This is a genomic window from Sphingomonas hominis, from assembly GCF_013328205.1.
Classification (GTDB): domain Bacteria; phylum Pseudomonadota; class Alphaproteobacteria; order Sphingomonadales; family Sphingomonadaceae; genus Sphingomonas; species Sphingomonas hominis.
Genome location: NZ_JABULH010000004.1, coordinates 88416 through 107443 on the forward strand (window position 1 = coordinate 88416; position 19028 = coordinate 107443).

The 19028-nt window shown below is 67.0% G+C and carries 20 protein-coding genes; 12 read left to right on the forward strand and 8 right to left on the reverse strand.

Annotation, left to right across the window (positions count from 1 at the left end):
• Nucleotides 1-132 precede the first annotated feature (132 nt).
• A complete protein-coding gene (locus HRV97_RS10470) occupies nucleotides 133-921 on the reverse strand; it encodes a DeoR family transcriptional regulator (protein ID WP_174194174.1) in 789 nt (262 codons plus the stop codon).
• On the reverse strand, nucleotides 918-2408 hold the full coding sequence (locus HRV97_RS10475) for a glycerol-3-phosphate dehydrogenase (protein ID WP_174194224.1): 1491 nt from the start codon (nucleotides 2406-2408) through the stop codon (nucleotides 918-920). Before HRV97_RS10475 ends, HRV97_RS10470 begins: the two co-directional genes overlap by 4 nt.
• A 119-nt stretch (nucleotides 2409-2527) precedes the next feature.
• On the opposite strand from HRV97_RS10475, the gene glpK reads away from it, so the two are divergent.
• Both glpK and HRV97_RS10485 read left to right on the forward strand, forming a co-directional pair.
• Nucleotides 2528-4012, forward strand: coding sequence for a glycerol kinase GlpK (gene glpK / locus HRV97_RS10480; RefSeq protein WP_174194225.1), 1485 nt, complete (start codon nucleotides 2528-2530; stop codon nucleotides 4010-4012).
• 443 nt (nucleotides 4013-4455) lie between these two features.
• A complete protein-coding gene (locus tag HRV97_RS10485) occupies nucleotides 4456-5379 on the forward strand; it encodes an alpha/beta hydrolase (RefSeq protein WP_174194226.1) in 924 nt (307 codons plus the stop codon).
• A gap of 260 nt (nucleotides 5380-5639) precedes the next feature.
• On the opposite strand, the gene rpsI is transcribed toward HRV97_RS10485, so the two are convergent.
• From rpsI to HRV97_RS10500, 3 genes are all read right to left on the reverse strand, one after another.
• A complete protein-coding gene (gene rpsI / locus HRV97_RS10490; protein ID WP_174194227.1) occupies nucleotides 5640-6188 on the reverse strand; it encodes a 30S ribosomal protein S9 in 549 nt (182 codons plus the stop codon).
• Nucleotides 6188-6667: a 50S ribosomal protein L13 gene (rplM, locus tag HRV97_RS10495; RefSeq protein ID WP_174194228.1), complete on the reverse strand. Its 480-nt coding sequence runs from the start codon at nucleotides 6665-6667 to the stop codon at nucleotides 6188-6190. Before rplM ends, rpsI begins: the two co-directional genes overlap by 1 nt.
• A gap of 140 nt (nucleotides 6668-6807) precedes the next feature.
• A complete protein-coding gene (locus tag HRV97_RS10500) occupies nucleotides 6808-7851 on the reverse strand; it encodes a COX15/CtaA family protein (protein ID WP_174194229.1) in 1044 nt (347 codons plus the stop codon).
• 120 nt (nucleotides 7852-7971) lie between these two features.
• On the opposite strand from HRV97_RS10500, the gene HRV97_RS10505 reads away from it, so the two are divergent.
• The 3 genes from HRV97_RS10505 to HRV97_RS10515 all read left to right on the forward strand — a co-directional run bounded on the left by HRV97_RS10505 (nucleotide 7972) and on the right by HRV97_RS10515 (nucleotide 11044).
• The gene (locus HRV97_RS10505) at nucleotides 7972-8358 is read left to right on the forward strand and encodes a MerC domain-containing protein (protein WP_174194230.1); all 387 of its coding nucleotides are present in this window, start codon (nucleotides 7972-7974) and stop codon (nucleotides 8356-8358) included.
• A 336-nt stretch (nucleotides 8359-8694) separates the two neighbouring features.
• Entirely contained in the window at nucleotides 8695-10614 is a 1920-nt protein-coding gene (gene dxs, locus HRV97_RS10510) for a 1-deoxy-D-xylulose-5-phosphate synthase (protein ID WP_174194231.1), read from the forward strand.
• Between the two features lie 19 nt (nucleotides 10615-10633).
• Nucleotides 10634-11044, forward strand: coding sequence for a hypothetical protein (locus HRV97_RS10515; RefSeq protein ID WP_174194232.1), 411 nt, complete (start codon nucleotides 10634-10636; stop codon nucleotides 11042-11044).
• A gap of 12 nt (nucleotides 11045-11056) precedes the next feature.
• On the opposite strand, the gene HRV97_RS10520 is transcribed toward HRV97_RS10515, so the two are convergent.
• Entirely contained in the window at nucleotides 11057-11722 is a 666-nt protein-coding gene (locus HRV97_RS10520) for an RBBP9/YdeN family alpha/beta hydrolase (protein ID WP_174194233.1), read from the reverse strand.
• Nucleotides 11723-11955: 233 nt separating this feature from the next.
• Here HRV97_RS10520 and HRV97_RS10525 point away from each other — a divergent pair, with 233 nt between their 5' ends.
• The 5 genes from HRV97_RS10525 to HRV97_RS10545 all read left to right on the forward strand — a co-directional run bounded on the left by HRV97_RS10525 (nucleotide 11956) and on the right by HRV97_RS10545 (nucleotide 15060).
• Nucleotides 11956-12690: a TlyA family RNA methyltransferase gene (locus HRV97_RS10525; protein ID WP_174194234.1), complete on the forward strand. Its 735-nt coding sequence runs from the start codon at nucleotides 11956-11958 to the stop codon at nucleotides 12688-12690.
• Between the two features lie 105 nt (nucleotides 12691-12795).
• The gene (locus tag HRV97_RS10530; protein WP_246248678.1) at nucleotides 12796-13350 is read left to right on the forward strand and encodes a TspO/MBR family protein; all 555 of its coding nucleotides are present in this window, start codon (nucleotides 12796-12798) and stop codon (nucleotides 13348-13350) included.
• A 22-nt stretch (nucleotides 13351-13372) separates the two neighbouring features.
• Nucleotides 13373-13693 (forward strand): accessory factor UbiK family protein, encoded by a 321-nt coding sequence (locus HRV97_RS10535; protein ID WP_174194235.1) that lies wholly within the window; start codon nucleotides 13373-13375, stop codon nucleotides 13691-13693.
• 40 nt (nucleotides 13694-13733) lie between these two features.
• Nucleotides 13734-14252, forward strand: a complete 519-nt coding sequence (locus HRV97_RS10540; RefSeq protein ID WP_246248679.1) for a type III secretion system chaperone family protein — start codon at nucleotides 13734-13736, stop codon at nucleotides 14250-14252.
• 10 nt (nucleotides 14253-14262) lie between these two features.
• Entirely contained in the window at nucleotides 14263-15060 is a 798-nt protein-coding gene (locus tag HRV97_RS10545; protein WP_174194236.1) for a pyrroline-5-carboxylate reductase family protein, read from the forward strand.
• Nucleotides 15061-15095: 35 nt separating this feature from the next.
• Here HRV97_RS10545 and HRV97_RS10550 read toward each other — a convergent pair whose 3' ends face one another.
• Complete coding sequence (locus HRV97_RS10550; RefSeq protein ID WP_174194237.1) at nucleotides 15096-15599, reverse strand: MarR family winged helix-turn-helix transcriptional regulator; 504 nt, start codon at nucleotides 15597-15599, stop codon at nucleotides 15096-15098.
• A gap of 73 nt (nucleotides 15600-15672) precedes the next feature.
• Here HRV97_RS10550 and HRV97_RS10555 point away from each other — a divergent pair, with 73 nt between their 5' ends.
• Together HRV97_RS10555 and HRV97_RS10560 are read left to right on the forward strand one after the other, a co-directional pair.
• Entirely contained in the window at nucleotides 15673-16752 is a 1080-nt protein-coding gene (locus tag HRV97_RS10555; protein WP_343044489.1) for a branched-chain amino acid aminotransferase, read from the forward strand.
• 73 nt (nucleotides 16753-16825) lie between these two features.
• On the forward strand, nucleotides 16826-17704 hold the full coding sequence (locus HRV97_RS10560) for an MBL fold metallo-hydrolase (RefSeq protein WP_174194238.1): 879 nt from the start codon (nucleotides 16826-16828) through the stop codon (nucleotides 17702-17704).
• Nucleotides 17705-17742: 38 nt separating this feature from the next.
• Here the strand turns inward: HRV97_RS10560 and HRV97_RS10565 are convergent, their stop codons facing one another.
• Nucleotides 17743-18930, reverse strand: a complete 1188-nt coding sequence (locus HRV97_RS10565; protein WP_174194239.1) for an acetyl-CoA C-acyltransferase — start codon at nucleotides 18928-18930, stop codon at nucleotides 17743-17745.
• Nucleotides 18931-19028: the final 98 nt, after the last annotated feature.

Below are 19028 nucleotides of genomic sequence, written 5' to 3' on the forward strand. Positions count from 1 at the left end.
GCCTTGGTTCAGCGAGTGCCGTCATGGATAAGCTGCCCAGCCAGCCGCTCGAGCGAAGCCGCGCCCAGCGTGTCGGGTCGCGCATCTTCGGTCGACGTTCAACTTGAGCCCATCGGATCTCTCCCTGCGCTGCTACCCGGCCTCCGCCTCTGTCTCGATCACGGCGACGCCCGCCTCGCGGCACGCGTCGGCGAGGTGCGGCTCGATCCGGTCGGTGACTAGATAGTCGATCGCGTCGACGCCGGCGATCCGCACCGGCGCAGGGCGGCCCACCTTGCTGCGGTCGGCGACCAGAATCACCTTGCGTGCGTGCGCAATGATCGTTTGCGACACGCGCACCTCCTCCACGTCGAAGTCGAGCAGGGTCCCGTCCGTGTCGATCGCCGAGGCACCGATCACCGCATAGTCGACGCGAAAACCGCGAATGAAGTCCATCGCCAGCGCCCCCACCACCGCGCGGTCGCTCGCGCGCACGCGTCCGCCCGCCGCGATCACCTCAATACCCGCGCGTCCGGCGAAAATGTCGACGACATTCAGATTGTTTGTGATCGCCAGCAACTCGCGGTGGTTGGTCAACGCGCGCGCGACCGCTTCGGTGGTGGTGCCGATGTTGACGAACAGGCTGGCACCCTCGGGTACCAGCCGCGCCGCCGCCGCGCCAATCGCGGCCTTGGCATCGGAGGCAACCGCGGCGCGCGTCGCATGGTCGAGGTTGTCGACGCCCGACGTGACCACCGCGCCACCGTGAACGCGCGCCAGCATCGCGCGCGCGGCCAAGTCGTTCAGATCCTTGCGGATCGTCTGCGGCGTAACGCCGAACTCGCTCGCCAATGCCTCAACCGCGACGCTGCCCGTTTGTCGTGCGCGTTCGAGGATGCGGCGGTGCCGATCGGCGACGAGATCGAGCGCGGGCTGGTTCACGCCGCCGCGCGCACCGCCTGCGCGAGATAGTCGGTCAATCGCGCCTCGGTTCCCTCCGGCACGTGGAGCCCGAGCTTGCTGCGGCGATATAGGATGTCCTCCGCGGTCGACGCCCATTCGTCACTCACCAGGTAATCGACCTCGCCGCGCGTCAGCCCGCCGCCGAGGTCCTCGCCCAGCCCGCCGTCGAGGATGCGCGACACGCGCGTGCCATAAGCGCGCGCCAGCCGCCGCAGCAGCGCCGGGGCGACCTCGGGATGATCCAGTGCCAAATGAGCGAGGAAGCGCTCGAAATCGTCCATGTCGCCGCCGGGCAGTTCGGCGCCCGCGGTCCACGCCGTGCCCGCCTGCGGGAAGAACGGTGCCAGTTCGGCCATCGCGTGCTCGGCCAGCTTGCGATAGGTGGTGATCTTGCCACCGAAGATGCTCAGCATCGGCGCACGATCTTCGCTGCCATCGAGGTCGAGCACATAGTCGCGCGTCACCGCCGAGGCGCTGCCCGCCTGGTCGTCGTACAGCGGCCGGATGCCAGCGTAGCTCCATGCCACGTCGGCGCGGGTCAGCGTGCGCGTGAAATAACGATTGGCGGTTTCCAGCAGATAGTCGGTTTCGCTCTCGCTGATCTGCGCCTTGGCGGGCGCGCCCTCCCACGGCTCGTCGGTGGTGCCGACCAGCGTGTACTTGCCCTCATAGGGGATCGCGAACACGATACGCCGATCGGGGTTCTGCAACATGAAGGCGTGATCGCCCTCGTACAGTTTCGGCACGACGAGGTGGCTGCCCTTGACCAGCCGCACGCCGCGTTCGCTGCGGTTCGCGCCCGTCCGCCCGATCACGTCGGCGACCCACGGCCCCGCGGCATTGACCAGCGCGCGCCCGCGCACCGTTGCTCGCCCGGCGTCACCCTCGATCGTCGCGATCCACTCGGCGCCGTCGCGGCGCGCGTCGATCAGCCGGGTGCGCGTGCGGATGTCGGCACCGTGCTCGGCCGCGTCGCGCGCGTTCAGCACCACCATGCGGCTGTCCTCGACCCAGCAGTCGGAATAAACGAACGCCTTACCCGCGCCGTCCTTTAAGCCGTTGCCGTACACCGTCTCATCCAGCGCGATCGTGTCGGTACCGGGCAGTTCCTCGCGCCCGCCGAGGTGATCGTAGAGGAACAGCCCCAGCCGCACCATCCACGCCGGCCTGGGCGATTGCGTCTGCGGCAGCACGAAGCGCAATGGCCAGATGATGTGCGGTGCCATTCGCCACAGCCGTTCACGCTCGATCAACGCCTCACGCACCAGGCGGAACTCACCATATTCCAGGTAGCGCAACCCGCCGTGGATCAGCTTGGTCGAGGCCGAAGACGTGTGGCTGGCGAGATCGTCCTGTTCGACCAGCAGCACCGACAGGCCGCGCCCAGCGGCGTCACGCGCGATCCCCGCACCGTTGATGCCACCGCCGACGATCAGCAGGTCGTAGAGGTGAGAGGATTCGGTCATGGCAGGTCACTTTCGTTTGCTCTTTCGTATATAGTTCATTTGACGTGAAAACGAAAGTGTTGACGCAGCCCTGCGAAACGCGCGACTGCTGCCGCCGGTCGGGTCAGGAGAGGACAAGCATGGCAAAGACGCATATCTTGGCGATCGACCAGGGCACTACCTCGACCCGCAGCATCGTGTTCGACGCGAGGGCCAAGCGCGTGTCGAGTGCGCAGACCGAGTTCGCGCAACACTATCCCGCACCCGGCTGGGTCGAGCACGATCCTGAAGATATCTGGCGCGACGTGCTGGCGACCGCGCGCGCGGCGATCGCGGAGAGCGGCGTCGGCGCGGACGGCATCGCGGGCATCGGCATCACCAACCAGCGCGAGACGACGCTGGTGTGGGATCGCGCGACCGGCGAACCGATCCACAATGCGATCGTGTGGCAGGACCGCCGCACTGCGGAGACCTGCGCGCGATTGAAGGGGGAGGGCGCCGAAGACGAGGTGCGCGCGCGCACCGGGCTGCTGCTTGATCCCTATTTTTCGGGCACCAAGCTCGCCTGGATCCTCGATCATGTCGAAGGCGCGCGCGCGCTCGCCGAGACGGGCGAACTCGCGTTCGGGACGATCGACTCGTTCCTGCTCTGGCGGCTGACCGGCGGCGCGGTGCACGCGACCGACGTCACCAACGCGTCGCGTACGCTGCTCTGGAACATCCGCGAGGGCCAATGGGACGAGGCGATGTGCCGGCTGCTGAACGTGCCGATGGCAATACTGCCCGACGTGCACGACAATGCGCACGTCTACGGCCACACCGCCGACGGACTGTTCGACGCCGCGATCCCGATCGCGGGCATCGCCGGCGATCAGCAGGCGGCGCTGTTCGGACAGGCGTGTTTCGCCAGGGGCATGGCCAAGTCGACCTACGGCACCGGCTGCTTCATGCTGCTCAACACCGGCGAGGAGGCGATCGCGTCGGAGAACCGGCTGCTGACGACGCCGGCGTACCGGCTGAATGGGCGCACGACCTACGCGCTGGAAGGCTCGATCTTCGTCGCCGGCGCCGCGATCAAGTGGCTGCGCGACGGCATCGGCGTCATCACTCACGCGAGCGAGACCAACGACATGGCGACGCAGGTGCCCGACAGCCACGGCGTCTACATGGTCCCCGCCTTCGTCGGGCTTGGCGCGCCGCACTGGGATCCCGACGCGCGTGCGGCGATCTTCGGTCTCACGCTCGGTGCCACCCAGGCGCATCTCGCGCGCGCCGCGCTGGAGGCGGTCGGGTATCAGACGATGGACCTGGTCGAGGCCATGGTCGCCGACGGCAGCGCGCGCCCCGCCACGATGCGCGTCGACGGCGGCATGGCGGCGAACGACTGGCTGTGCGGCTTCCTCGCTGACCTGCTCGAGGTGCCGGTCGAGCGCCCCGACGACCTGGAGACGACCGCGCGGGGTGCCGCCTTCCACGCCGGGCTGGCAACCGGCGTGTGGGCTGGCTTGGACGAGCTCGAACGCTTGTGGTCGCGTGAACAGTGTTTCGAGCCGACGATGACCCAGGACGCGCGCGCGCCGCTGATCGAAGGCTGGCACGACGCGCTTCGGCGAACGCTGGCGTAGGAGAGGCTTGCGATAAGCAACGACTGCTTACACTCGAAGTGAGACACTCAGGCTGGCAACTCGGGTTCCGAATAGCGGCTCATCGGCACGATGACCACCTGAGCGACGCTGCCGCTCCGGGGTTCTTTTACAGAACGCCCGCCACAAGGCACATAGAACGTACCCACCTATGCGCTAACGGCTAGGCAGCTCTTTAGTGGAGAACGAGCGGTCCGGTCGCACGCACCAAAAAGTGTCATAATCTGATTCGAGTTGCCGATGGTGATGGCAAAAACTGCCTGCTCAGGCGTTCCGCACCTAACGCTACCCGGGAGATTGACCTAGTGCCAGACCTCGCCAAGAACTCGTCGGCTGGCAACGGTCGCCAAAGGCCAATGGGTTGGCTGCTTGCTGCTGGAGCAGGCGTGATAGGTACTGCACTAGTGGCAAGACGAGCGCGCAAGATGACGCCCGTGGCCCTGGAGTTGCGTTCGCCACTTCTCTATGTGCCCTTGAACATCAACGCGCTGACCCGCCCACTGTTGAAGCAGCTATCGGCAGCGCGAACCGACGACACGGCCGGCGTCAAGGTAACGACTCATCATGTGCCACGCGGTGCTGTAGAGGCTGCTACACGGCTTCTGGTGTGCGAACGTGCCGGGTCATCGGGCGTACGGCCGGTGCTGTTCTGGATGCACGGGGGCGGATACGTCCTGGGCACGCCCGAGCAGGACACGACGTTTATTGAGCGCCTGCTTGCGCGCTTCGACATCGTTGTCGCAACCGTCGACTACCGCCTTGCGCCTGATCATCCTTATCCCGCTCCCCTCGATGATTGCCACGCAGCGCTCTCATGGGTGGTTGACCACGCAGAAGATCTGGGCGTCGACACCACGCGCATCATCATAGGCGGGCAGAGTGCCGGCGGTGGTCTCGCCGCCGCGCTTGTGCAGCGAACAGTTGATCAGGGTCCGATCAAACCGATTTTCCAGGTGCTGGTCTACCCAATGCTCGATGCGATGACGGTCGCGCGAAAGGATGACAGCGGAACTGGTGACTTCATCTGGACAAGCGACAGCAATCGATATGGTTGGCAAAGCTACCTGGGGCGCGATCCTACCAGCGGAAATTACCCGCCCTACGCGGTATCTGCAGCACGCACCGACCTTTCCCGGTTACCACCTACGTGGCTCGGGGTAGGCACCCTGGACCTGTTTCATGCAGAAGATGTGGCTTACGCGCGACGCCTGAAACAGGCTGGCGTGGATTGCGAGCTGTATGAAGTCGGCGGGGCATATCACGCGTTCAACGTCCTCTGCCCGAATGCCGAGCCAACAAGGCGTTTCAACGAGTCGATGTTCGTCGCCATCGAGCGGGCATTATGCTGAGATCAGCAACCTGTTTGATGGTTGAAGATCTGAACTGCACCAGCACTTATCCGTCTCAGCATGGCCTTGCTGCAACATATGCTTGAGGAAAGCTGCGGGCTTCTAAACGCGGTGCCTTTGGAAAGGCCGACAGGATGCGACCTCACCTATTGAGGTCGACATTTCGCTTAGCGTCAGCAGTTACCTAGTTAGCGAGCAGCGCAACAAAAAAGGGCGGCCCGTTGCCGGACCGCCCCCTCGTACAACCGGGAAGGTTGAACTTAACGCTTCGAGAACTGGAAGCTGCGGCGTGCCTTGGCGCGGCCGTACTTCTTGCGCTCGACGACGCGCGGGTCGCGCGTCAGGAAGCCGGCCGACTTGACCGGGGCGCGCAGCACCGGCTCGAACTTGGTCAGCGCCTGGCTGATGCCGTGCTTGACCGCGCCGGCTTGACCCGACAGGCCGCCGCCCTTGACGGTGCAGATCACGTCATACTGACCTTCGCGCTCGGTGATGCCGAACACCTGGTTGATGACGAGGCGCAGCGTCGGACGCGCGAAATAGACTTCCTGATCGCGACCGTTGATCGTGATCTTGCCCGAACCCGGCTTCAGCCAGACGCGTGCAACCGCGTCCTTGCGGCGACCGGTCGCATAGGCGCGGCCGTACTTGTCGAGTTCCTGCGCGCGCAGCGGAGCGCGCTGAACCGGCTCATCGATCTGGCCGGCGAGATATGCCTCGGCCTTGTCGTCCGAGTTTTCCTGCGCGACCGACGCCTGCTGCTGCAGTGCGGCGCCGAGGTCGGAAAGGGACTGGCGGTTGTCGGACATCAGGCGCCCACCTTGTTCTTGCGGCTCATGCCGGCGATATCGAGAGTCTCGGGGTTCTGGGCTTCGTGCGGATGCTCGGTGCCCTTGAAGATGCGCAGGTGGCGCATCTGCTCGCGACCCAGCGGCCCACGCGGGATCATGCGCTCGACGGCCTTTTCCAGCACGCGCTCGGGGAAGCGACCTTCCAGCACCTTGGCCGCGGTCACGCCCTTGATGCCGCCGGCGTAACCGGTGTGCTTGTAATAGACCTTCTTCTCCGCCTTGTTCGACGTGAAGCGGATCTTGTCCGCGTTGATGACGATGACATTGTCACCGCAATCGACGTGGGGGGTGAAGCTGGTCTTGTGCTTACCGCGCAGCACGTTGGCGATCACCACCGCCGCGCGACCGACCACCAGGCCCTCCGCGTCGACGATGTGCCACTTCTTCTCCACCTCGTGCGGCTTGGCCGACTTGGTGGTCTTCATCAGCGCCTTCATGGGCTTCGTGACCTTGTTTGAACGAAAGAAAAGCGACGCGCCGGGAAGCCCCGCGCGTCGTTGGCGCTCAATTGCCGCTACCGACCCGGCAAGTCAAGGTTTTCGCCACTTTACTGACGGGTATCAGAATACCTGCTGACTTAGCGCGTTGATCTGGCACTCACGCCGTGCGCCGCGATCACGCTGGCGATCAGCAGCAGCGCGGCGTTCGCCTGATGCGACACCGCCACCAGGATCTCCACCCCGCTCAACAGCGTGGCGATGCCGAGCGCGATCTGGATCGTCACCAGCACCACCACCGCTGTTGCGACGAGCTCATGTCCGGCAAGGCGCGCCCGCCACGCCAGCCACAACAGCCCCGCCGCCGTAGCGAACGCCAGCCAGCGATGGATGAACTGAACCACGATGGCATTGTCGACGATGTTGGCAGCGGCGGGCGTCAGCATCGGCACGCCCGAGGGGAACAAGGTTTCACCCATCAGCGGCCAGCTCGCGAAGGCATAGCCCGCGTCGAGCCCGGCGGTGAACGCGCCATAAGTGATCTGCACGAACAACAGCAGCAATGCGGCCGCGACACCGAGGGTCATCCGCGCCGGACGCGCGAGCGGGGAGGCGGCGAGGGCGCCGAGATCGCGCGCGGTCCACACGATCCCCGCCAGGATGGTCAGCGCGGTCACCAGATGCACCGCCAGCCGCACGTGGCTGACGTCGGTGCGCTCCGACAGGCCCGATGCGACCATCCACCAGCCGATTGCCCCCTGCAAACCGCCGAGTGCGAGTAGCGCGACCAGCCGCCAGCCGTAACCCGTTGGGATGCGCCGGCGCAGCGCGAACCAGATCAACGGCAGCGCGAACGCCATGCCGATCACGCGCCCGAGCACGCGGTGGAGATACTCCCAGAAGAAGATCGCCTTGAACCCGTCGAGCGTCATGCCGCGATTGAGCTGCTGGTATTCCGGGATGCGCTGGTAGTTGGCGAACTCGGCCTGCCATTGCGCATCAGTCAGCGGCGGGATGATTCCGCTAATCGGCTTCCATTCGGTGATCGACAGCCCCGATTCGGTCAGCCGCGTGATGCCGCCGACGATGACCATCGCGACGATCAGCGCGGCGACCGCGTAGAGCCAGCGCGCGATCGCCAGCGGTCGCGCCGTGGTGGAGTAACCGGGAGTTGCCTGAAGCATGACACGCCATACGCCGAATCACGCCGAGCGTCGATCATCCCACGGCGACGAAGCGCGACCTGGGGCAAAATGTCTCATGTGATATTGTATCTAGCGCGTGTTCGGCCTAGATGGCGGGTGATGGCTGAACCGACCACCTCGACAAACGGCGCGCGGCGGCTCGATCGCTGGGCGATGTGGCTGTCGGCGGCGTGCGTCGTGCATTGCCTGGCGACGACGGTGATGGTGGCGCTGTTGTCGACTGCGGGCGGGTTGCTGGGCAATCCGTTGATCCACGAAGTCGGGCTGGTGCTCGCGATCCTGCTCGGCGCGCTGGCGTTCGGGAAGGGCATCGTCGATCACGGCCGCCCGCTGCCGCTGCTGCTGGGCGGAACGGGGCTGGCGATGATGGCGGCGGCGGTGATGGTGCCGCACGGCGCGCATCACCTGACCGAGAGTGCGCTGACGATCCTCGGCGTGGTGGTGCTGGCGACCGGTCACGCGCTCAATCGGCACCGCCACGCCTGATCGTGCGAGGCGCGCGCCTCGCGCCTTGATAGGTGGCAATCACCGCAGCTCGAACAAGCGGATGAGCCATGGACCCGCATTCGTGAGGGCGTGTTCGTTGGATACGAACGCTCGGCGGTAGTTTCTGACCTCGCGCAGTCCATGTCGCTTCAAACACCGGGGCGGTCTGCCTCGCGGTAAGCGAATCCGCTGACCGAGGAGCGCGGCAATAGGGAGAGTGCGCGCGCGTCGCACAACCGAGCGCGCGAGCACCACATGCGGCTCCGATCGGGTAGGCCACCGGCATGGTAGATCGTTGCAATCGACACGACGGTTAGGCTGGTATATTCGGCCGCGATGGCCAATGTTCCCGCTACGCCGCTGCTCGACACCGTTCGCACCCCCGCCGACCTTCGCAAGCTCAGCCCCGAGCAATTGCCGCAACTGGCGGACGAACTGCGGCAGGAGACGATCTCGGCGGTCGGCACCACTGGCGGCCACCTGGGTTCGGGCCTCGGCGTGGTCGAGCTGACCACCGCAATCCACTACGTGTTCGACACCCCCCGCGACCGGCTGATCTGGGACGTCGGGCACCAATGCTACCCGCACAAAATCCTGACCGGCCGCCGCGACCGTATTCGCACGCTGCGTCAGGGCGGCGGGCTGTCGGGTTTCACCAAGCGTAGCGAGAGCGAGTACGACCCGTTCGGCGCCGCGCATTCCTCGACCTCGATCTCGGCCGCGCTCGGCTTCGCAGTCGCCAACAAGCTCGCGGGCACGCCGGGCAAGGGCATCGCGGTGATCGGCGACGGGGCGATGTCAGCCGGCATGGCGTATGAGGCGATGAACAATGCCGAGGCCGCGGGTAACCGGCTGGTCGTCATCCTCAACGACAATGACATGTCGATCGCGCCGCCGGTGGGTGGCCTCTCGGCCTATCTGTCGCGCATGGTGTCGAGCCGCGAGTTCCTATCGCTTCGAGACCTGATGAAGAAGGTCGCGCGCAAGCTGCCGCGTCCGTTCCACTCCGCCGCGCGCAAGACCGATGAATTCGCCCGAGGGATGACGATGGGCGGCACCTTGTTTGAGGAACTCGGCTTCTACTACGTCGGTCCGATCGACGGCCACAATCTCGAGCATCTGATCCCGGTGCTGGAGAACGTGCGCGACGCGGAAGAAGGCCCGATCCTCGTCCACGTCGTGACCAAGAAGGGGAAGGGTTACGCTCCCGCCGAAGCGGCGGCCGACAAATATCACGGCGTGCAGAAGTTCGACGTCATCACCGGCACCCAGGCCAAGGCACCGCCCGGACCGCCGCAATACCAGAACGTGTTCGGCGAAACGCTGGCAAAGGAAGCCGCCGCCGACCCGCGCATCTGCGCGATCACTGCGGCGATGCCGTCGGGCACCGGGCTCGACAAATTCGCGCAAGCCTATCCTGACCGCTTCTTCGATGTCGGCATCGCCGAGCAGCACGCGGTCACCTTTGCCGCTGGTCTCGCCGCGCAGGGGATGCGCCCGTTCGCCGCGATCTACTCGACCTTCCTCCAGCGCGCCTATGATCAGGTCGTCCATGACGTCGCGATCCAGAACCTGCCGGTCCGCTTCGCGATCGACCGCGCCGGCCTCGTCGGCGCGGACGGCGCGACCCATGCCGGCAGCTTTGACGTGACCTACTTGGCCACGCTGCCCAATTTCGTCGTCATGGCGGCGGCAGACGAGGCCGAGCTGGTTCACATGGTCCACACCTGTGTCGAGCATGATTCCGGCCCGATCGCGGTGCGCTACCCGCGCGGCAACGGCACCGGCGTGGCATTGCCCGAGACGCCCGAGTTGTTGGAAATCGGAAAGGGCCGCGTCGTGCGCGAGGGCAAGAAGGTCGCGATCCTGTCGCTCGGCACCCGCCTGGCCGAGGCGCAGCGCGCCGCCGACACGCTGGAGGCGCGCGGGCTGTCGACCACCGTCGCCGACCTGCGTTTCGCCAAGCCGCTCGATGAAGCGCTGATCCGCCGCCTGCTGACCACCCACGAGGTCGCGGTGACGATCGAGGAGAATGCGGTCGGTGGCCTCGGCGCACACGTGCTGACGATGGCCTCAGACGAGGGGCTGACCGACGCGGGGCTCAAGATCCGCACTATGCGTCTGCCCGATCTGTTCCAGGATCAGGACAAGCCCGAGGTGCAATATGCGCAGGCCGGGCTCGACGCCGATGCGATCGTCGACACGGTGCTGAAAGCGCTGCGCTATAACGAGGCAGGGCAGGCGGCGAGCGCCTGAGCGCGCTGGCATTACGCGCATGACCGGTTGGCAGAAGGTCGCGGCGCTGACCGCGCTCTACGTCGTCGGGCTGTTATGGGTGAACTGGAACATGGTGCGCCGGGTCCGCGGCGCGCAGGCGGCGCGCGCTGCCTGGACCGCAGCTGAGTTCGACGCGGTCTTCGCCGACTGCGCACCGGCCGTGGCACCCGCGGTGCGAGAGGCGGTGGCGCCGCTCTACGGCGGAGGGGTGGTGCCCAGGCCGGAGGACACGCTCAAACGTTTCCTCAAGCTCGACAATGGCGAGATCGAGGACTTGGCGGCAGCGATCGTCCGCCGCCTCGACCCTAGCATCGCACCCGACACCCGCGTCATCCCGGCACTACCTGATATCGCCGCGCTGACCCGCTACGTCGACGCGCAGGTCGCGTCCGGTAACGTTGCTCGCTGACGACCGCTCGGCTCACCGCAGCGCTGACCGATGGTCGTAGTTCCTTGGCGATGAAAGGATCGCGCGTGCATCACCCGGCGAGCGCACCTCGCCGTAACGGCCGCCCGTCGCCGCCAGCACGCGATCGAGCAGTTCCTGTCCCTCAGGCCAACGACCCAGTCCGCTCGCCGCATTGATGTGCCCATGCGGTCCGATGTCGACGAAGTGACTGCCCCAATCGACCGCCAGGCTGTGCGCGCGATCGGCGTCGATCCACGGATCGTCGCTCGACGACACCACGATCGAGGGGAAGGGCAGCGGCTGCTTGGGCGCGGGCGCGAATGGTCTCAGCTCGTCCGCGACATGCGCGCGGTCGACATCGGCCGGCGCGACCAGCAGCGCGCCGGCGACCGGCCAGCCATAAGGCTGCGGGCTCATCGCGGCCCACCACGCGACCGCAACGCAACCGAGCGAGTGCGCCACCAGGATCACCGGCGCGCGCGCCGATGAGATCGCCTGATCGAGCTTGGTCACCCAGGCATTACGGTGCGGGCGGTCCCACATGCCGAGTTCGACACGCGACGTGTCGGGTCGGCTCTTCTCCCACAAGCTCTGCCAATGTGCCGGACCCGAGCCGCCCAGTCCCGGTATGGTGAGGATCGTCGGCGAAACCGACAGGTCGAACATCGCGCGTGCCATGCGTCACCTCTCTGACCGGTCGCACGGGATGCGCGCCCGGCTTGGCGAGGCCGCGGCGCAGTCTAGGGGTCGGCACCACCGCGGCCTCGTCAAGCAAGGTATTACCTACTAAGCCGATCGACAATCGTGCAGCGCAGCAATTCGTATGAAATGAGGCGCGATTGCGGCAGACCGTTTTTCGCTGTCAGCATGAAAACGCTGTCAGATCGCGTCGGCCGGGCTAAGGCGCCGCCATGCCAAAGCAACGTGCCGATCAGATGCTGGTGGACTGCGGCCTCGCCGAGTCGCGCGCGCGCGCCCAGGCGCTCATCATGGCCGGGCTGGTGTTCGTCGGCGATCGAAAGGTCGACAAGCCCGGACAGGCACTGGCCGAGGACGCATTGCTCGACGTGCGCGGGCGCGACCACCCCTGGGTGTCGCGCGGCGGCGTGAAGCTCGCGCACGGGCTCGACCATTTCGGCTGGGACGTGAAGGACGCGGTGGCGATCGACGTCGGCTCCTCGACCGGGGGCTTCACCGATGTGCTGCTCACCCGCGGCGCGACCCGCGTCTACGCGGTCGACAGCGGCAGCAACCAGCTCGCGTGGAAGCTCAGGCAGGACCCGCGCGTGATCGTTCATGAACAGACCAGCGCGCGCATCCTGATCGCGGCGCACATCCCCGAACCTCTCGACCTTTTGGTATGCGACGCGAGCTTCATCGGTCTCGCCAAGGTGCTAGACGTGCCGCTCGGCTTCGTGCGCGCGGGCGGACGCGCGCTCGCGCTGATCAAGCCGCAGTTCGAGGCCGGGCGCGACGAAGTGGGGAAGGGCGGCGTCGTGCGCGATCCTGCGGTGCACGCGCGCGTCTGCGCGGCGGTATCCGACTGGTTCACCAGCAAAGGCTGGCACGTCCACGGCGTGGTCGAGAGCCCGATCACCGGCCCCAACGGCAACGTCGAGTTCCTGATCGCCGCCACTCGCGACTGATCCGATCCGGTCATTTGCTCCATCGCGGAACGTCGCCCCGCAATATGCAGTTTACGCGACCGCAACGATCGTGCACCGGCGGCACGACCTTCACGGGGGATAGAATTGGGTTCGATCGCGTCCAAGGGCCAGTTGCGGATGTCGTTCGTCCGCTGGGCGGCGTTCGTCGTGCCGCTGGTGCTGCTGCTCGGCTTCTTGTCGGGGCGCAGTGTGCCCGCCGGTAACGAGAACGCCTGGTACGTCGCACTCGCCAAGCCCGCGTTCACGCCGCCGGGCTGGGTGTTTCCGGTCGCCTGGACGGTCCTCTACATCCTGATCGGCTTCGCGCTCGCCTCGATCCTTGCCGCGCGCGGCGCGCGGTTGCGCGTGCTGGGGGCGGCGCTGTTCGCCGGGCAGTTCGCGCTCAATCTCGCTTGGACGCCGTTGTTCTTCGGCGCACATAAGGTCGGAACCGCCTTGGTCGTCATCGTCGCCATCCTAGCGCTGTCGGTCGCCACGACCTACGTCTTCTCGCGTATTCGCGTGTCGGCGGCGGCGATGATGGTGCCTTATCTCGCCTGGCTCGCCTTTGCCGGCGTGCTCAACTGGCAGATCGTGCAGTTGAACCCGAATGCAGAAACCATTGTACCGGCGGGCGGGACGTCCCAAATGATTGGTTGAACGTAGGACTGAGGCGGACGCGATGCAGACGGAAAACAAGATCTTCGGCGATTTCGCCAAGCTGCTCAACGGCGCGGCCGGTACGCTCGCGGGCGTCGGGCGCGAGGCGGAAGCCGGCGCGCGCGATCGGATGCGCGAGTGGGTCGGCGGGCTCGATTTCGTCAGCCGCGACGAGTTCGAGGCGGTGAAGGCGATGGCCGCGGCGGCACGCGACGAGAATGACGCATTGCGTGCCCGACTCGACGCACTGGAGGCCGCGGGCAAGGCACCGGCATCGGCATCGGCATCGGCAACGACGGCGAGCACCGACACTGATGCGGCACACCAGCCGCAGGGCCTCTGACGCTGCACAAGGGTCTTTCCCGTAGCGCGGGCGATGTGCGATGACGATCGCCATGCTCGACGAAGCCGACATGGAACCCGAACGCGAGGCGCCGCTCGAGATGCTCGAGTCGTACTTTCTCGCGCACGGCTGGACGTGTGATCGCCATGACGAGGAGATCACCGCGACGATCAAGGGCAGCTGGACCGAGTACGAGCTGCGCGCGCTGTTCCGCGAGGAAGATGGCGTGCTGCAATTTCTCGCCTTTCCCGACGTCAAGGTGACCGAGGATCGCCGCCCCGCGATCTGGGAAACGTTGGCGCTGGTCAACGAACAGCTCTGGCTCGGCCATTTCGAACTCTGGTCGTCGAGCGGCATCCTGCTCTACCGCAACGCGACGATGGTCGACTCGGTCGATGACGAGCCCAGCCTGTCGCTTACCGCGGCCGAGCTGATGATCGAGACCGCGATCGACGAGTGCGAGCGCTTCTATCCCGTCTTCCAGTTCGTGCTGTGGGGCGGGAAGACGCCGGCGGAGGCGATCGCCGCCGCGATGGTCGAGACGCACGGCGAAGCCTGAGGATCAGGTCATGCGTTTGTGGATGATCGGCTGCGGCAACATGGGCGGCGCGATGCTGCGCCGCTGGATCGCGAGCGGCGTAGTGTCCCCCGCGGACGTCCACGTCGTTAACCGTACTGATCGCACGCTGCCCACGGGCGTTCGGCAATCGCGTGATCTGCCCGACGCGCCCGCACCCGACATCGTGGTCCTGGGGGTCAAGCCGCAGCAATTGCGCGAGGTCGCCGCGCGCTACGCCGCTGGTGTCGCGGGTGCGCCCGTGCTCGTCTCGATGCTGGCGGGCGTCGACGGCGAGATGCTCCGCGCCGCCATTCCCGGTCCCGAACCGATCGTGGTCATGCCCAATCTTCCGGTCGAGATCGGGCAGGGGGTCGTCGCGGTCCACGCGCCGTCCGCGTCGCCCGACGTCCGCGCCTCGGCCGACAAATTGATGCACCCGCTCGGGCTGGTGCGCTGGTTCGACGATGCGGCGGCGTTCGAGGTCGCGGGCGCGCTGTCGGGCACCGGACCCGCCTTCCTGTTCCGCTTCATCGACGCGCTCGCCGCCGCGGGACGTGCCGGCGGCATGGACGCGGACGACGCCGCCGCGGTTGCGATGGTCACCGTTTCCGGTGCGGCCGCAATGGCGTCAGCGAGCGACCGAACGCCCGCCGCGCTCGCCGACGCGGTGGCGAGTCCCGGCGGCATGACGCGCGAGGGGCTGAACGTGCTCGACCGCGATGCGGCATTGAACGACCTGCTGACCCGCACGCTCGACGCGGCGATCGCGCGCGGTCGCTCGATGGCGGCGGAGCGGCGGGCGGGCTGAACCCACAGCCTGAACCCGTCGCGGCCGCGCCTCTATTACCGCCGCAGCGCCTCGATCCGCGGCATCTCTTCCGCCGGGATCAGTCCTTCCAGCACCGCCCAGAAGCCCGTCACCGCGTTCATGCCTGCGCGCGAATAGGCCGCGGACAGCCGCTCGCGCAGCGCCTCGAACAATTGCGCCTCCAGCGCAGTGCCTTCCTCGGTCAACCGCAACAGCCGCTGGCGCCGATCGCGGTCACCCGGACGCGTATCGACCAACTGCCGCTCGATCAGCTCGTTCAGCACGCGGCCGAGCGATTGCTTGGTGATGTTGAGCAGCGCGAGCAGCTCGCTGACCGGCATGTCGGGGCGACGCGCGATGAAATATAGCGCGCGGTGGTGCGCGCGGCCGAGCCCCTGTTTCGCCAGCCCGCGATCGATCGCGCGTGTAATATGGCTGTTTCCGAAGTAGAGCAGCTCCATGCCCCGACGCAGCTCGGGCTCCCGAAGAAACTGCGGCGACGCGATCTGGGACGGGGCGGGCTGGGGTGGGGCAGTCATGTTGACCGGCTTTGCCATCGCCCATAACCGACCGCAACCCGCTTTGCGGCGCATCAGACCTGGAGGAACCCCCGTGTTCGCGCTTGACCCTCATCCCACGCCCGTCTCGATCGAGGATCGCACCGCGCGACTGGTGGACCCGGTGTTCGGGCGCGTGTTCACCGATCACATGGCGGTGATGCACTATAATGAGGAGCAGGGCTGGCACGACGGGAGGATCACCGCACGTGCGCCGTTGACGATGGACCCGGCATCGGCCGTGCTCCACTACGCGCAGGAAATCTTCGAGGGCATGAAGGCGTACCGGCAGGAGGATAACAGCGTGTCGCTGTTCCGCCCTCGCGCCAATGCCGAGCGGTTCCGTTCCTCCGCACGCCGCATGGCGATGCCCGAGCTGCCCGACGAGCTGTTCCTTCAATCGATCCACGCGCTGGTGAACACCGATCGCGACTGGATCCCGACCAGTGCGGAAGGCTCGCTCTACCTGCGCCCCTTCATGATCGCGTCGGAAGTGTTCCTGGGCGTGAAGCCCGCCGCCCAGTACATCTACATGGTGCTCGCCTCGTCGGTCGGCGCATACTGGAAGGGCGGCGCGCGCGCTGTGTCGCTGTGGGTCAGCCACGACTACACCCGCGCGGCACCCGGCGGCACGGGCGCGGCCAAGTGCGGCGGCAATTACGCCACCAGCCTGGTCGCGCAGCAGGAGGCGATCCGCCGCGGCTACGATCAGGTCGTCTTCCTTGATGCGGCCGAGCGCCGCTGGATCGAGGAGCTGGGCGGTATGAACATCTTCTTCGTGTTCGACGACGGCTCGGTCCAGACCCCGGCGCTGACCGGCACGATCCTGCCCGGAATCACGCGCGACTCGATCCTGACGCTCGCGCGCGATTCCGGGCTGGTGGTGCGCGAGGAAGCCTACTCGCTCGACCAATGGCGCGCCGATGCCGCCAGCGGCCGGCTGGTGGAGAGCTTCGCCTGCGGCACCGCCGCCGTCGTTACCCCGATCGGCCGCGTCGCCGGACCCGGCTATGAATTCACCATCGGCGACGGTGCGACGGGCGCGACGACGCAGCGCATCCTCGACACGCTGAACGCGATCCAGCGCGGCCGCGCGCCCGACCCGCACAGCTGGCGCGAGCCCGTGCTCGGCTGATCTGCACGCGGGCGAGCGGAACGCACGCGCGCGCCGGTCATTCCGCCTCTGTGACCTGCAGAGGACCCGTTCGATGATCCGCCCGCTCGCCTCGCTCGCCCTCGGCACCGCCTTTGCCGCAGTGGCGGTGTCCGCCGCGCCGCGCGCTGCCGCCCCGGCCGCGACCCCGTTCCGCGTCGGCCAGGTCGAGGTCGCCGCTTTGCGCGACGCGGTCAACGTCGTGCCGAACGACGGCAAGACCTTCGGGATCGACCAGTCGCCCGCCGCCGTCGCCGGCGTGCTGCGCGCGCGCGGCGCGCCCGCCGATCCGATCACGCTCGGCGTCGACCAGTTGCTCGTCCACCTGCCCGGGCACCTCGTGCTGATCGACACCGGCTTGGGTCCGAAGGCGAACGGGTCGCTAATCCAGAGCCTCGCCATCGCTGGCGTTCAGCCGGACCAGGTCACCGACGTACTCATCACCCACGGCCACCCCGACCACGTCGGCGGCCTGGTCGATGCTGAGGGCAGGTCCGCCCTTCCACGCGCGACGATCCGCATGTCCGCGCCCGAGTGGCAGGCGACGCAGCAGGGCCGTGGCGCGTCGGTGGTGCCGGTGATCGAGGCGCAGGTGAAGACGTTCGCGCCGGGGCAACAGGTGCTGCCCGGCATCACCGCGGTTGCGCTACCCGGCCACACGCCGGGACACAGCGGTTATCGCATCACCTCGGGCAAGCAGAGCCTGCTCGTGATCGGCGACCTCGCACACAGTGCGATCGTCTCGCTCGCCCAGCCCGAGTGGCCGATCCAATATGACGGCGACAAGCAGCAGGGCGAGCAGACCCGCGTGCGCGAATTCGCGCGACTGGCGGCGACGCACCAGCGCATCTTCGCCGGACACTTCCCGTACCCCGGCATCGGCTACGTCGTCCGCTCGGGTCAGGGCTACGCCTTCCGCCCCGAGCGGCGTTGATCACCGGCCCCTTTCCAATCGAAAGGGGCCGACGACACTCAGTTCATCAATTCGACCGCCATCGCGACCGCCTCGCCGCCGCCGATGCACAGCGAGGCCAGCCCGCGCTTCTCGCCGCGGTTTTCCAGCGCGCCGAGCAGCGTCGCCAGCACGCGCGCGCCCGACGCGCCGATCGGGTGACCCAGCGCGCACGCGCCGCCGTTCACGTTCAGCTTCTCGTGATCGAGCCCCAGGTCGCGCATTGCGATCATCGCGACGCAGGCGAACGCCTCGTTGACCTCGAACAGGTCAACCTCGTCCTTGCTCCACCCTGCGCGCTCTAGCGCCTTGCGCATCGCGGCGACCGGCGCGGTAGTGAAGCGGGCCGGGGCGTGTGCGTGCGCGGCGTGGCTGACCACGCGCGCGACCGGCTTGATCCCCAGCCGCTCCGCGACCGACAACCGCGTCATCACCAGCGCGGCCGCGCCGTCCGAAATCGATGAAGCATTGGCCGCGGTGATCGTGCCGTCCTTGGCGAACGCGGCCTTCAGCGTCGGGATCTTGGCGACATCACCCTTCGCTGGCTGCTCGTCCAGGCTGACGGTCGTGCTGCCCTTGCGGCCCTGAACCTCGACCGACACGATCTCGCGGTCGAACGCGCCCGACTTCTGCGCCGCCTGCGCGCGCTCCAACGACTTGATCGCGAAATCGTCCTGCGCTTGGCGGGTAAACTGATATCCCTGCGCGGTATCTTCGGCGAACACGCCCATCGCCTTGCCCGGCTCGTACGCGTCTTCCAGCCCGTCGAGGAACATGTGGTCGAACAGGCGGTCGTGCCCGATCCGCGCGCCGCCGCGGTGCGCCTTCGACAAATACGGCGCGTTGGTCATGCTCTCCATGCCACCCGCGACCAGCAGGTCGATCGACCCCGCACCGAGCGCTTCCGCCCCCATGATCGCGGCCTGCAAGCCCGATCCGCACATCTTGTTGAGCGTCGTCGCCTCGACATGCTCGCCCAGCCCAGCGAAGATCGCCGCCTGCCGCGCCGGCGCCTGGCCGAGCCCGGCCGACAGCACGTTGCCCATGTAGATGCGCTCAACGGCGTCCGCGCTCACGCCCGCGCGCTCCACCGCCGCCTTGACCGCGGTCGCGCCCAATTGCGGCGCGGTCGCGCCCGAAAGGCTCCCCTGCATCGACCCCATCGGGGTCCGAGCATAGGATAGGATAACGACGGGATCGGCGGCCATGACAAGCTCCTGTAGGTCGGTCGGCCTGTGTCGTGCCGACGCTGGTTGCTGCACTGCACCTAAGATATGCGGTCGCCGATTGCCAGAGGTGGGAGGCT